This window comes from Paracoccus sp. NBH48, from assembly GCF_015390265.1.
GTDB lineage: Bacteria > Pseudomonadota > Alphaproteobacteria > Rhodobacterales > Rhodobacteraceae > Paracoccus > Paracoccus marcusii.
In genome coordinates this window covers 1-13394 of sequence record NZ_VUOJ01000004.1, presented here as the reverse complement: position 1 = coordinate 13394, position 13394 = coordinate 1, and the positions used below count along the sequence as shown (strand labels likewise).

The 13394-nt window shown below is 69.5% G+C and carries 7 protein-coding genes, 1 tRNA gene and 7 pseudogenes; 9 read left to right on the top strand and 6 right to left on the bottom strand.

The window, feature by feature from the left end:
- Positions 1–73: 73 nt before the first annotated feature.
- Together F1642_RS16435 and F1642_RS06940 are read right to left on the bottom strand one after the other, a co-directional pair.
- Complete coding sequence (locus F1642_RS16435) at positions 74–1558, bottom strand: alpha/beta hydrolase-fold protein (RefSeq protein WP_194885859.1); 1485 nt, start codon at positions 1556–1558, stop codon at positions 74–76.
- A 651-nt stretch (positions 1559–2209) separates the two neighbouring features.
- Positions 2210–4396: a glycosyltransferase family 2 protein gene (locus F1642_RS06940; RefSeq protein WP_194885858.1), complete on the bottom strand. Its 2187-nt coding sequence runs from the start codon at positions 4394–4396 to the stop codon at positions 2210–2212.
- Between the two features lie 274 nt (positions 4397–4670).
- Here F1642_RS06940 and F1642_RS16430 point away from each other — a divergent pair.
- The 4 genes and pseudogenes from F1642_RS16430 to F1642_RS15645 all read left to right on the top strand — a co-directional run.
- Positions 4671–4883 (top strand): annotated as a pseudogene (locus F1642_RS16430) (Na/Pi cotransporter family protein); the annotation flags it as partial.
- 94 nt (positions 4884–4977) lie between these two features.
- Complete coding sequence (locus tag F1642_RS15655) at positions 4978–5520, top strand: hypothetical protein (RefSeq protein WP_370582825.1); 543 nt, start codon at positions 4978–4980, stop codon at positions 5518–5520.
- Positions 5460–5822: pseudogene (locus F1642_RS16425) on the top strand (hypothetical protein); the annotation flags it as partial. The gene F1642_RS15655 and the pseudogene F1642_RS16425, both read left to right, overlap by 61 nt.
- Positions 5823–5940: 118 nt before the next feature.
- Positions 5941–6141 carry a hypothetical protein gene (locus tag F1642_RS15645; protein ID WP_255522227.1) on the top strand — a complete coding sequence of 67 codons (201 nt, stop codon included), beginning with the start codon at positions 5941–5943 and terminating at the stop codon, positions 6139–6141.
- A 158-nt stretch (positions 6142–6299) separates the two neighbouring features.
- Here F1642_RS15645 and nagA read toward each other — a convergent pair.
- The 4 genes and pseudogenes from nagA to F1642_RS06925 all read right to left on the bottom strand — a co-directional run bounded on the left by nagA (position 6300) and on the right by F1642_RS06925 (position 8463).
- Positions 6300–7426, bottom strand: a pseudogene (gene nagA, locus F1642_RS14985) (N-acetylglucosamine-6-phosphate deacetylase).
- On the bottom strand, positions 7423–7671 hold the full coding sequence (locus tag F1642_RS15640) for a hypothetical protein (protein WP_255522226.1): 249 nt from the start codon (positions 7669–7671) through the stop codon (positions 7423–7425). The pseudogene nagA and the gene F1642_RS15640 overlap by 4 nt, the downstream one beginning before the upstream one ends.
- Positions 7672–7811: 140 nt before the next feature.
- Positions 7812–8186, bottom strand: a pseudogene (locus F1642_RS15635) (BadF/BadG/BcrA/BcrD ATPase family protein); the annotation flags it as partial.
- Between the two features lie 192 nt (positions 8187–8378).
- Positions 8379–8463, bottom strand: a tRNA-Leu gene (locus F1642_RS06925).
- 197 nt (positions 8464–8660) lie between these two features.
- Here F1642_RS06925 and F1642_RS06920 point away from each other — a divergent pair.
- From F1642_RS06920 to F1642_RS06900, 5 genes and pseudogenes are all read left to right on the top strand, one after another.
- Positions 8661–9645 (top strand): annotated as a pseudogene (locus F1642_RS06920) (complex I NDUFA9 subunit family protein).
- Positions 9645–10449 (top strand): annotated as a pseudogene (locus F1642_RS06915) (undecaprenyl-diphosphate phosphatase). Before F1642_RS06920 ends, F1642_RS06915 begins: the two co-directional pseudogenes overlap by 1 nt.
- Positions 10450–10599: 150 nt before the next feature.
- A complete protein-coding gene (locus tag F1642_RS06910; protein WP_045982537.1) occupies positions 10600–12084 on the top strand; it encodes an NAD(P)-dependent oxidoreductase in 1485 nt (494 codons plus the stop codon).
- A 10-nt stretch (positions 12085–12094) separates the two neighbouring features.
- On the top strand, positions 12095–12889 hold the full coding sequence (locus F1642_RS06905) for a hypothetical protein (RefSeq protein WP_194885857.1): 795 nt from the start codon (positions 12095–12097) through the stop codon (positions 12887–12889).
- 2 nt (positions 12890–12891) lie between these two features.
- A pseudogene (locus tag F1642_RS06900) lies at positions 12892–13394 on the top strand (glutamate synthase large subunit); the annotation flags it as partial.

The following is a 13394-nucleotide window of genomic DNA, read 5'->3' as shown; positions in this document are numbered from 1 at the left end:
GACAGAAGGATCCGATCAGGGTCCGGCGGCCGGTTCATCACCGCCTTCACGGGATCACGGCGCAGGTCTCTGATCAGGGTGCCAGGCGCGCGATCGCGCGGTCAAGGCGCGCGGCGCGGGCGGGATCGCCGCCGCGTTCGGCCCGCGCGCGGACGCCTGCCAGATAGTCGGGCAGGTGCCTGCAGGCGCGATAGTGCTGCATCATCCTCGGCAGGGTCGCCCGGCCGGTCGCGATGTCGCGCATCACGTCGCTGAGCACGCGGCCGTTGCGCAGCATCAGCGCCGTCTTGTGATCGGCATGGCGCAGTGGAACCCGCGTTACGTTCGGACCGTCAAAGCGCTGCACGTGGCGGCGGTCATGGTCGATCGCAGGGTCATAGAACAGCCAGACCTGGGACGCCCTGCGCGATTCGGCGGCGGCATCGGCGAACGGTCCGGTCCAGTCCGCCCGCTTGCCGGTCGGATAGCGCTGGTCCCATCCCGCCAGACGCGGCGACAGCGTCGACTGGGGCGAAAACGCGGCCACCCGGCATCCCGGCGCCAGCGAGGCGAAGGCCGCCGCCCCATAGCCCCCCATCGACGTCCCGAACAGCGTCACCTGGTCGAACTGTTCGAAAAAGCCGCTGTCGCGCAGCGACATCAGATAGCGGTGCAGCGCGGCGTCGCGGAACCATCCGGGCACATAGGACAGGATGCCCATATGCGACCAGCCCTCCTTGCGGATGAACTTGTAACCCCAGGGTTCGCGGGTCACCGGGTGTTCGCGCACCGACGCCAGATTGTCGAAGGACACCAGGAGATGTTCGCGCGACCGCGCCACATAGGTGCAGGCATAATTGGGCATCGAATGATAGAATCCGTGCGCCTGTCCCGACAGCCGCAAGTCGCTGAGCCACGCGGGCGCCGCGATCTGGGGCGCGCCGTCGGGGGTGGCGGTGCCGGGCTGTTGGGGCGCGGCGTCGTGGCCCTGGGTGTCGTCATCGGTGTCGTCCCAGTCCTCCTCCGGCGGGGCATCCTCCTCGGCGGGTCGGGACAGGCGTTCAGCCCAGGCCGAATCCATCTCGGACAGGGCGGGGGGCGTCGCGGCGACGCCAAAGGGCACGGACCAGTCGAAGGCCAGGCCCTGGATCGGGCGCCCCTCGACGAAGGCGGTGATGATCCTGGCCGCCTGGGGGTCCTGATGCGCCAGCAGGCGGTCCAGCCGCCCCGCGAATTCGGTCACCACCGCCGCATGGCGCGCCGCGACCTTCGGATGGCTGGCCAGGAACTCGGCGCGCCGCGCGCGGTGGGCCTGAACGAACGCCTGGTCAGGACCGGTATCGGCCATCGTGAAGTTCAGGCGCTGATACTGCTGGATGGTCATCCGCAGGTGGTCGGGCGTGACGAAGGGCAGCGTTTTGCCCGCCCCGGTGCGGCGCAGCAGGAACGTCTCGCGGTCCTGGGCCATGAAGGCGATGACATGCGCCAGGCCCAGCCCCGGCTGGTCGGGCATCGTCATCCAGCCCTTTTGCAGATAGCGGTCGGCCACGTCCTCGGCCGCGCCGTTCAACCAGGTCACGGGCTCCTTGCCGCGGGCGAACTTGGGTTTCAGCGTGGGGCGCGCGGGCTTCAGCCCGCGGGCCAGCTGCGGCCGAAAGATCGTGCGCAGGGGCGTGGCCACCGTCATCCGCCCTGCCGCCCCGCCGGTGCCGCGGCGAAAAGCGCTCGACCAGCGGCAGATCGGCATAGCGGTTCTGCCCCGACCCGCCCGCGACCTGGACGGTCAGCGACAGGAGGTCGGGGAACCGTCCCAGCCCCTGGGCCAGGTCGGCAAGGGTGCCGGCCCCGGTGTCGATCATGACGAAATCGTCCGGTTCCAGCCACAGCAGGTGATCGTGGCGATCGCGCAGCGCCGTCTCCAGCGCCAGGTCCAGCGCGCGGATCTGGCGGGCCTTGTCATGGGCGATGCCGGGACGGGTCGTGGGCACGAAGTCGATCAGGCCTGCCGCGGCCAGGGCCTGGGCCAGCGCCGTGGCCTGCGCGTTGGCGCCGTCGCCGTGGACGGTGATGCTGCGAAAGCCCGCGTGACGGTGATGCAGCACCCAGTCCAGCAGGACCGGCGCGCTGTCGTTCATCAGCATGTGCAACGCGATGTCCGGGCCGGCCGGGACGGGTTGAGGCTGCGGGGCGGTCTTGCGGGGCATGCGGGCGCTTTCGGTTGCGGCGTGGGTCAGGACGGGTGCGGCACGGGGGCGGCGGCGCGCGTCTCCAGCGCCTTGGCCATGCCGGGCCGGCCGTTGCGGGCCGCGATGTCGGACAGCCGCCGCAGCCAGGCGGTCCGGCCCCGCGCCTGCAGGCGCTGGCCAAGCGTGTCCAGATACCATGGCTGAAGGCGCGACTGGCGATAAAGGGCGTGGAACGCCGCCGCATCCATCGTGCGCGTCGCAAGGCCGCGGACCACCGTGGACAGCATGTCGGTCTGGCGCAGCCGCAGCGCGGTCTTGTGGCCTGCCCGCGGAGTCCGCAGCCGCACGATGTTGTCCCCGGTGAACCGGTCCGCATGGGCGGCGTCCGCGGGTTCCGTCGGGTCATAGACCAGAAAGACCGTCCGCGCGGAGGCGGTCTGGGCCGCGGCATCGGCGAAATCGCCGCTCCAGTCCGCGGCACGGCCGCTGGGAAAGCGCGCCTCCCACGGGACCAGGTGCGGGGACAGCGTCGACTGCGGGGAAAAGGCGATCACCTGCGCCCCCGGCGCGACCGAGGAGAACGCGCAGGCCGCATAGGCCCCCATCGAGGTTCCCGCAAAGGTCACCGTCTGATAGCGCGCGAACAGCCCGTTGTCGCGCAGCTGGCGCAGATAGGCGAACAGCGTCGGATTGCGGAACCAGTTGGCGCGGAACGCGAAGATGCCCAGCTGCGACCAGCCGGACTTGCGCGCGAATTCGTATCCCCAGGCCTCGCGGTCGATCTGGTCCTGGCCCACCTGGGACAGGTTGTCGAAGCTGACGAACAGATGCGCCCGTTCGCGTTCGACGTGCAGCGCCGCGAACTCCTCCTCCGAATGGTAGAAGCCCCGGCGGTAGGGCGAGCGCCGCAGGTCGACCAGCCATTGCGGCGGCACCTCGGGGGCGGGTGGATCGGCGGGGGCGGCGGGTTCGGGCGTCTCGGGGATGGTGGCCCAGGGGGTCATCGACAGCAGCGGCATGGTCGGCACCGGCGGCCCATCGGGCAGCGGTGCCAGCAGGATGGCCGATGCGATCACCGGGCGCGCGGGCAGCTTGGCCGGGGGCGGCGGGGGCGGGGCGGCCGCGATCGACGCCTGCCGCGCACGGCGGGCGGCCAGTTCGGCCTGGCGGCGTTCGGTCTCGGCCCGCAGGACCGCGGGGTCGAACAGGCGGGCGTGCTGGTCCGGCGCCTCGGCCAGCAGCTGTGCGAAGAGGACGTCGATCTGGCGGCGGAACCGCCTCACCGCCTCGGCATGCAGCGCGCCAAGGGCGGGCATCAGCCCGACCAGCTCGGCCCGCGCCTGCGCCACGCGGTCGGCCCATGCGGTGATGCCGGTCTCCTCGACCACATTCAGATTGTGCTGGTCATAGTAGTCGAAGTTGATCCGGTCGGCATCCGCGCTGTTGGCGGTGCCGCGCCAGCGCTTCATCAGGAAGACCTCGCTGGCGCGGATCATGTAGTGGTTGACGTGGCACAGATCGTACCCCGCCATCTTCGGAGAGGTGGTCCACCGCTGCCGCAGAAGGTCGCGGGTCACGTCCTCTCCCGAGCCGTTCACGATCAACAGCGGATGCGCGGGAAGGCCGTAGAAGTTCTTGAAGACCGGTCGATGGACGCCCAGGTGCTGCACCGGCAGCGGTCTAAAGATGGTCTTGATGGCGAACTGGCTGTGCGTGAACGGAATGTCCGTGGGCGAGGCCATGGTGAACTGGCGGATCTGCAGCTCGTCCCGAAACGGGATCACGCCGCCGTTGCCGAAGATGCGCCACTGCGCGGCGACCGCGTCGGTGCGGTCGGGCAGGGCCGCGAACAGCGCGTCCAAGGTGCCGTCTCCGGTGTTGACGTGAAAGAACTCGTCCCCGTCCAGCACCGCGATCCAGTCGCTGCCCGTCACTTCGGGCAGGGCCATGGCGCGGGCATAGGCGCGGCGCTGCGGGTCGTCGGGCAGGCCGGCGATCAGGTCGCTGTTGTCGAAGTGGATGACGATCCCCGCCTGGTCCAGCAGCTGCAGCATCTGGTGCGTGCCGTCGGTGCAGTCGTTGGAATAGATGACGAAGCGGTTGAACCCGATCAGCCGGTGATAGCACAGCCATTCCAGCAGGAACGGCCCCTCGTTCTTGACGGTCGTGACGATGGTCCGCGTCGCGTTCGATTTCCAGCGGAACGAAAGATCGGGGGACAGGCTGTTCATGGCCGCACGGGTTTCCTGTGTCGTGACCCCGTCCATATCAGAGCGGCGCGGCTTCCTCAAAGGGATATGCCACCCTGCGGTTGTCGGCGCGCGCCCGGCCTGCCCCATGGCGTGCCCGCCTGCCGCGCGGCATGGCATCGGCCCAAATCCTGTGCGCTTTGTGCAACAGCGGCGCCCGCTGCGTCGTTATCCCCTTCACAGGATGCAAGGGGCGGCTTCAAGTCGGATCCGTGATGGCCCGCGCGGGCAGCCCGGAAAGGGATGGTAGAGGCACATGGCATCGATTCTGGGGTTCCTGCAGCTGGCAGGCGCGGTGGCGCTGTTGCTGTTCGGTCTGGGACTGGTGCGCGACGGCATGGTCGAGGCGTTCGGCCTGCGGATGAAGCTGATCCTGGGCGCGGGCACGCGCACGGGGCTGCGGGCCTTCGCATCGGGGCTTGTCGCCACCTTGGGTCTGCAATCGTCGACGGCCACCGCCCTGCTGACCGCGTCCTTCGTCCAGCGAGAGATGATCGCCACCCGCCGCGCGCAGATCGTTTCTGCTGGGCGCGAATGTCGGCACGGCGATGACGGCGGTGATCGTGTCGACCGACATCACCGCGGTCGCGCCGGTCTTGGTGCTGCTGGGCTATGGCCTGCGCCGCCGGGGCACGACGGTGACGTCGGGGGTGGGCACGGCGCTGATCGGCGTAGGGCTGATGCTGGTGTCGCTGACGTTGCTGGACCAGGCGACCGCGCCGCTGCGCGCCTCGCCGCAAATGGCCGCCTTCCTGCCGATGCTGGATCAGGCCTGGCCCGTGGCCTTGGCCTTTGCGGCGGGAATCGCACTTTTGTGTTCGTCATCGCTGGCGGCGGTGCTGCTGATCGGGTCGCTGGTTCTGCCGCCCGACCTGACGGTGGTCATGGTGCTGGGCGCGAACCTGGGCGGCGCGATGGCGCCGGTGCTGGCGGGGGCCACGCTGGACATCGCCGCGCGGCGGGTGCTGCTGGGCAACCTGACGGTGCGCGCCATCGGCTTGCCTGATCGCGCTGCCGCTGGCGGGGCTGGCGGCGGGCGCGCTGAATGCCATGCCCCTGGCCGTGGGGCCCCTGGCGGTCAGCGCCCACCTGGCGTTTCAACCTAGCGCTGGCGGCGCTGATCTGGCCCTTCAACGGGCTGGTCTGCCGTCTGGTGGCGGTGCTGATGCCGCAGGACGCGCATGCGGCCTCGACCGCGCCGCGCTGGCTGGATGCGCAGGTTCTGGACGCGCCGCCCCTGGCCCTGACCGGCGCCCGGCGCGAGGTTCTGGACATCGGCGACAGCGTCGAGCGGATGCTGGCCCAGACCCGCGCGGCGTTCCGCAAGCACGATCCCGCCCCCCTGGCCGAGGTCCGCGCGATTGAGGATCAGGTCGACCGGCGACAGCAGCAGGTCAAGAACTATCTGTCGCGCCTGACCGGCGACGCGACCGAGGCCGAGCGTCGGCAGGCCATCGACATCCTGGATTACGTCATCAAACCTGGAACATATCGGCGACATCATCGACCGGGGCCTGTCCCCCGAGGTGGCCAAGAAGATCGGCCTGGGCCTGCGCTTTTCGGGCGAGGGGTTCCGCGAACTGGACGCGCTGTTCCTGCTGACGCAGGAGAACCTGCGCATGGCGCAGACGGTGTTCATGACGCGCGACCGCGACATGGCCCGCCGCCTGATGGAGCAGAAGGTCACCATCCGCAACTGGAACGCCAGTCCGCGCAGCGTCACCTGATCCGCCTGCGCGAAGGCCAGACCGAAAGCCGCGAAACCTCGTCCCTGCATCTGGACCTGCTGCGCGATCTCAAGCGGATCAATGCCCATGCGGTCTCGGTCGCTCATCCGATCCTGCAGGACGAAGGGCTGCTGATCGAAAGCCGGTTTGCGCGGCAGCTAGGCCCGGGGCGCGCGCCAGCCCGCGCCGTCGCGGATGCCGGTCAGGTGCAGGTCCGCGTCCAGAAGGATCAGGTCCGCGGCGCGGCCCGGCGCTATGCGCCCGGCCTTGGCGCCGATCAGGTCGGCCGGGACCGACGTCGCCATCGCCAGCGCCTGCGCCGGGTCCGCGCCCGCCGCCACCGCGACACGCACCGCGCGGTCCAGCCGCAGGTCCGCGCCGGCCAGCGTGCCGTCCGCCAGCGTCAGCCGCCCGTCGCGTCGCAGGATGCGACGGCCCTGCAACGGAAATTCGGTCAGCGTGGTGCCCGCGACCGCCATGCAGTCGCTGACCAGGAACAACCCTCCAGGCCGTGGCGCGGCAGCGCGATGCGCAGCGCCGCCGGGTCGACATGGGTGCCGTCCGCGATGATCCCGGCCTGCGCATCGCCCGACAGGACCGTGCCGACCAGGCCGGGCTGGCGGTGGCCAAGCGGGCTCATGGCGTTGAACAGATGCGTGGCGCAGCGCGCCCCTGCCGCAAAGGCCGCCTGTGCCTGATCCAGCGTGCAGTCGCTGTGGCCAAGGCTGACGATGATCCCCGCCGCGGTCAGGGCGGCGATCTGGGCGGGGGTGGCGGCCTCGGGGGCCAGGGTCACCATCAGCGCGGGCAGGTCCGCGCGGGCGGCGATCAGGACCGCCATATCGGCATCGGTCATCGGGCGGATCAGGGCTGCGTCATGCGCCCCGGCGCGGCGCGGGTCCAGATGCGGCCCCTCCAGATGCAGGCCCAGAAAGCCCGGCGTGTCGACGCGGCCGGCGGCGATCCCGGCGGCCAGCACGCGGGCAGTGACCTCGGGTCCGTCGGTGATCAGCGTCGGCAGGATGCCCCCGCAGCCCAGGTCGCGATGCACCGCGCAGATGCGCGCCAGGGCTGCGGCGTCGGTTCCTGCGCCGACCATCAGCCCGGCGCCGCCGTTCACCTGAAGGTCGACGAAACCGGGGGCCAGGATGCCGGGCATCGGAACCACGCCTGCCGGGCGCGGCACGATGGCCTCGATCACCCCGTCGCGCAGGATCACCGCCATGTCGTCCAGCAGCTGCGCGCCGTCGAACAGGGTGGTGGCGGCCAGGGTCTGCAGGGTCATGGCGCCCAGGCCCGTGCCATGTCCAGCGCACCGTCCACGCCGGTGCCGCGGGCGGGAACGACGGGCCAGTCCGCCGCCAGCGCCGCGGCATAGAAGGGGCCCAGCCCGCCGGTGCAGACCACCGGCAGGCGGTCGCCATCCTGCAGCACGCGCACCGCGTCGCCGATCTGGGCCACCGCCTGGTCCAGAATCGCGCGGGCCGCGGGATCGTCCGAGGCGACCAGGCGCGGGGGCCAGTTCCGCAAAGCGCGCGGGGCGCGGCGCCGGTGCCGAAGGCGATGATCCCCTCGAACCCGCCGAATTCGTCGCGCAGCGCGGACAGCAGGGGCGTGTCCGGGACCAGCCCGTCGCCCGCCCGCATCGCCCGCGCCAGCAGGGTGCGGCCCAGGACGGCACCGCTGCCCTCGTCCCCCATCAGAAAGCCGCGCCCCCCGATCTGGCGCAGCTGGCCGCCGCGCTGGACCGCCAGCACCGACCCGGTGCCGACCGCGACCAGGATGCCGTCATCTGCGCCAAGCGCGCCACGCGCGGCAGTGACGGCATCGTTCACCACCAGGCTGCGCGCGAAGGGCAGGCGCGCCTGCATCGCGCGGGCCGCGTCCTGCATGCCGCCCCCGGCCAGGCCCAGCACCGCGGTCAGGTCCGCAGGCGAGGCCCCGGCCTGAGCCATCGCCGCCGTCGCCGCGGCCAGCACGCTTGTCACCGCGCCGAATGGATCGGAATTGATGTTTGCCGGCCCGCCCTGACCGCGGCCCAGCACGCGGCCCGCTGCATCGGCAATGGCTGCCCGGCAGCCCGTGCCGCCCCGTCGATCCCCAGATACAAGCTCATCACGTCCCCATGTTTCGCCAGAGGGAACGCGACCAGCGCGGAAATGAAAAGCCCCAAGGTCGGATCGTCCCGCCGGACAAGCAAAACCCCGAAAACACGAGGTTTTCGGGGGTTTTGTTTTTGGTGCCCAGGAGAGGACTCGAACCTCCACACCTTGCGGCACACGGACCTGAACCGTGCGCGTCTACCAATTCCGCCACCTGGGCAGGTGGTATGAGCGGCTGATTAAAGCGAGTGCGGGGGGGCGTCAATGGGGTCGTGAAAGTTTTTTCGACAGTTTTTGCCAAGACCTGCCAAGGCGGTGCGCGAAAGCTGCCCGCGACCCTGCGCAGCCTTGCCCGGAACGCGCGTCGGGGGTAAGGATCACGCGACATTCGGCCTATCAGAGGGAGGCGAGACGCCCATGGCGAAACTGGTCACGATCTTTGGCGGATCGGGCTTTGTCGGCCGGCAGGTGGCCCGGCTGATGGCCAAGGAGGGCTGGCGCGTCCGCATAGCCGTCCGCCGCCCCGACGAGGCGCTGTTCACCCGCACCTATGGCGCGGTCGGGCAGGTCGTCCCCGTCATGTGCAACATCCGCGACGAAAACTCTGTCCGGGCTGCCCTGACCGGGGCGGATGCCGCGATCAACTGCGTCAACATCCTGAACGCGCAGGGCAAGAGCACTTTCAAGACCGTGTTCGAGACCGGCGCCGACAACATCGCCCGCCTGTCGGCGGAGATGGGCGTCGCGCGGCTGGTCCATATCTCGGGCCTGGGGATCGATCCCGAATCGGACAGCACGTACATCGCGTCGAAATCGCGGGGCGAGGCCGCGGTGCTGGCCGCGCGTCCCGATGCGGTCGTGCTGCGCCCGTCGGTGATCTTCGGTGCCGACGACAATTTCTACAACCGCTTTGCGGGCATGTCGCGGATGGGGCCGGTGATGCCCATCGTGGGCGGCAACACCCGGATGCAGCCGGTTTTCGTGGGCGACGTCGCCCGCGCGGCGGTGATGGGCGCCACTGGCACCGCCGCCCCCGGCATCTATGAGCTGGGCGGCCCCGAGATCCTGACCACCCGCCAGATCGTGGGGCAGGTGCTGTCCGCCGTCCACCGCCGCCGCGCGGTGGTGAACCTGCCGTTCCCGATCGCGCGACTGGCATCGGCCGCGATGGGCGTGGCGCAGGCGGTCACCGGCGGCCTGTTCACCAGCCCGCTGAGCCGCGACCAGCTGGGCCCTGCTGCGCAAGGACAACGTCGTCACGCCCGGCGCCCGCGGTTTCGCGGATCTGGGCATCGTGCCCACGGCGGCCGGGTCCGTTCTGGACGACTATCTGGTGCGCTTCCGCCCGTCGGGCCAGTACGATTCGATCAAGCGGTCCGCCAAGAACCTGCGCGAGCACTGATGGACCACAACACGATCGTCGCCGCCGCCCTCGGGGTTCTCGAGGGCCTGACCGAGTTCATTCCGGTGTCGTCGACGGGCCACCTGCTGCTGGCCGGTCATTTCCTGGGCTTCGATTCGCCCGCCCGGTCCTTCGAGGTGCTGATCCAGCTGGGCGCCCTGCTGGCGATCCTGGGCCTTTACGCCGCCCGGCTGGTGCAGGTGGTGCGCGACGCGCCCCACGATCCGGTCGCCCGGCGGTTCATCGGCGCGGTCCTGCTGGCCTTCGCCCCGGCGGCGGTGATCGGCGCGATGGCGCACGGCTTCATCAAGACGGTGCTGTTCGAGACGCCGATGCTGGTCGCGGTCATGCTGATCCTGGGCGGCTTCGTCCTGCTGTGGGTCGACCGCCGCGCCGCCACCCCCCGCTATACCCGGGCCGAGGACATTCCTTTGTCGATGGCCTTCCGCATCGGCCTGTTCCAGTGCCTTGCCATGATCCCCGGCGTGTCGCGGTCGGGGGCCACCATCGTCGGTGCGCTGCTGATGGGCGCGGACAAGCGGTCGGCCGCCGAATTCTCGTTCTTCTTGGCAATGCCCACGATGCTGGGCGCCTTCAGCCTGGACCTGTGGCAGAATCGCGCGGTGCTGGATGCGGGCGCGATCAACGACATCGCCGTGGGCTTCATCACCGCCTTTCTGGCCGCCGTCGTGGTGGTGCGCTGGCTGCTTGGTTACGTGTCCCCAGCACGGATACGGGCTGTTCGCATGGTGGCGCATCATTGTCGGAAGCCTTGCATTGCTGGCGCTTGTACTGGTTATGTAAGCAATGCTGACCTAATATGGCAGGTATGCGGACAAAAACTTGGCCCGCGCACCGAAAAAGTGGCGATTAGGTCAGCACTGCTGACTTTTCATCGCAAAAGCCTTGGTTTATTGCGGTTGCGGAAGTCCTTTCAGGGAAGGTAGCGCAGCCATGGCCACGCAGAAGATGCTGACATTCGTCTCGACCCCGCGCGAGATGCCCGAAAAACGCGCCGCTGCCGACCGCAGCGAGGATTTCCACGAGATCTATCGCGAATTCGCCGCAGCCAAGGCTGCCGAACAGTCCAGCCGCTGCAGCCAGTGCGGCGTGCCCTATTGCCAGTCGCACTGCCCGCTGCACAACAACATCCCCGACTGGCTGCGTCTGACCGCCGAGGGTCGCCTGGAGGAGGCCTATCGCGTCAGCCAGGCCACCAACACCTTCCCCGAGATCTGCGGCCGCATCTGTCCCCAGGACCGCCTGTGCGAGGGCAACTGCGTGATCGAGCAGTCGGGCCACGGCACCGTCACCATCGGCGCGGTCGAGAAGTACATCACCGACACCGCCTGGGACAACGGCTGGGTCCAGCCCTTCAAGCCCGCGCAGGAGCGTGCCGAATCGGTCGGCATCATCGGGGCCGGGCCGGGCGGCCTGGCCGCGGCGGACATGCTGCGCAAGCAGGGGTTCCAGGTCACGATCTATGACCGCTATGACCGCGCGGGCGGGCTGATGACCTATGGCATCCCCGGCTTCAAGCTGGAGAAGGACGTGGTGATGCGCCGCAACCAGCTGCTGGCGGACAGCGGCGTCGAGTTCGTGCTGAACTGCAACGTGGGCGAGGACATCAGCTTTGACGCGATCCGCGGCAAGCACGACGCGGTGCTGATCGCCACGGGCGTCTACAAGACCCGCGACCTGGACCTGGACAACGCCGATCACGGCGGGATCGTCCGCGCGATCGACTATTTGACCGCCTCGAACAAGGTCGAGTTCGGCGACGACGTTCCCGATTTCGACGACGGAGAGCTGAACGCCAAGGGCAAGCGCGTCGTCGTCATCGGCGGCGGCGACACGGCCATGGATTGCGTGCGCACGGCCATCCGCCAGGGCGCGCAGTCGGTCAAGTGCCTGTACCGGCGCGACCGCGCCAACATGCCGGGGAGCCAGCGCGAAGTGCAGAACGCCGAGGAGGAGGGCGTCGAGTTCGTCTGGCTGTCGGCCCCCGGCGCCTTTGCGGGCCACGTGACCGGCATCGCCGCCGAGGCGCAGGAGCGTGACGTCGACGGCCTGCCGCAGATCGCCTCGGTGCGCATCCAGAAGATGCGCCTGGGTCAGCCCGACGTCACCGGCCGCCAGTCGCCCGAGCTGATCGAGGGCGCCGATTACGACGAACCCGCCGACCTGGTCATCAAGGCCCTGGGATTCGAACCCGAGGACCTGCCCAAGCTGTGGGGCGTGGACGGGCTGGAGGTCACGCGGTGGGGCACCATCAAGGCGAACTTCCAGACGCACCAGACTTCGATCCCCGGCGTGTTCGCGGTGGGCGACATCGTGCGCGGCGCCAGCCTGGTCGTCTGGGCGATCCGCGACGGGCGCGAGGCCGCGGACGCGATCGCGACCTTCCTGACGGGCGATGCCCGCATCGCCGCCGAATAGGGGCATGGCGATGGCGCACCACCATGACACGGGGCGTGCAGCGTGCGGACGGCGGCACGGGGCCGCGGCGGCGCGGGCCGTCCCCGCTGTCGGGATCATGTCGGGCCTGTTGACGCTTCTGGTGCTGGCGGGCGGGATGCTAGCGGCGGGGCAGGCGGGGGCGGCCAGCTTCACGCCGCCCGCAGGCTGCGCGCTGAACGTCACGGTGCAGAACCGCAGCTGCACCGTCAGCCAGTACTATACCTGCAAGGCCGATCCCGAAGGCTATCAGCACAGCGCCCATTTCGGGCGCGAGGGCCTGTACCACCTGTCCACTATCGACGCCGAGACCCGCTGGATCGAGAGCCAGAGCATGTCGTCCGGCCTGATCGACCGGCTGGTCGAGGAGGCCGACGACCATGCCAGCTTCAGCGAGTTGTTGGCCACGGGGCGCGATGATTTCGACTTCTGGACCCAGACCGATGACGGCCAGCGCCTGCACCACCAGGGCGCCGACACCCTGACCGGAGAGACCGTCACGATCGATGGCCAGGCACTGGAACGGACCCGCTTCCGGCTGACCACCCGCGACGCCGGCGGCGAGGTTCTGATCACCCGCGAGGGCAGCCAGTACATCAGCCGCGAGTTCAACCGCTTCTATGGCGGGACCGAGACCGGCAGCGACTGGACCGGCGCCAAGACCGAGACCGACGACAGCCCCGTGCTGTTCACCTTTCCCGGCGAGGCCGGGTTCGGTTCCACAACCCCACAATTCGACTGCGATCAGTTGCTGACGCAGATCCCGCAGGAAAGGGCCGCATCATGACCATGGACTGGCAAGCACAGGAAGAAGCCCGCCGCGCATGGATGGACCAGAACAGCCTGTACCGCGAGGAGGACGAGCATTCGTCCTGCGGCGTGGGCTTCGTGGTCGATCTGGACGGCAAGGCCAGCCGCCGGGTCGTGCAGAACGGCATCGACGCGCTGAAGGCCATCTGGCATCGCGGCGCGGTGGATGCGGATGGCAAGACCGGCGACGGCGCGGGCATCCACGTCCAGATCCCGGTGCCGTTCTTCTATGACCAGGTGCGCCGCACGGGCCACGAACCCGATCAGAACAAGCTGATCGCAGTCGGCCAGGTATTCCTGCCGCGCACGAACTTTGCCGCCCAGGAGGCCTGCCGGACCATCGTAGAATCCGAGGTCCTGCGGATGGGGCACTATATCTATGGCTGGCGCCATGTGCCGGTGAACACCGCCGTGCTGGGCGAGAAGGCGAATGCCACCCGCCCCGAGATCGAGCAGATCCTGATCCGCTGCGAGAAGGACAT

Bases quoted from the DNA above. Each gene is read 5' to 3' on its own strand.
- F1642_RS06940 (WP_194885858.1), bottom strand. From the start codon at position 4,396: ATGAACAGCCTGTCCCCCGATCTTTCGTTCCGCTGGAAATCGAACGCG.
- F1642_RS06910 (WP_045982537.1), top strand. From the start codon at position 10,600: ATGGCCACGCAGAAGATGCTGACATTCGTCTCGACCCCGCGCGAGATG.
- F1642_RS06905 (WP_194885857.1), top strand. From the start codon at position 12,095: ATGGCGCACCACCATGACACGGGGCGTGCAGCGTGCGGACGGCGGCAC.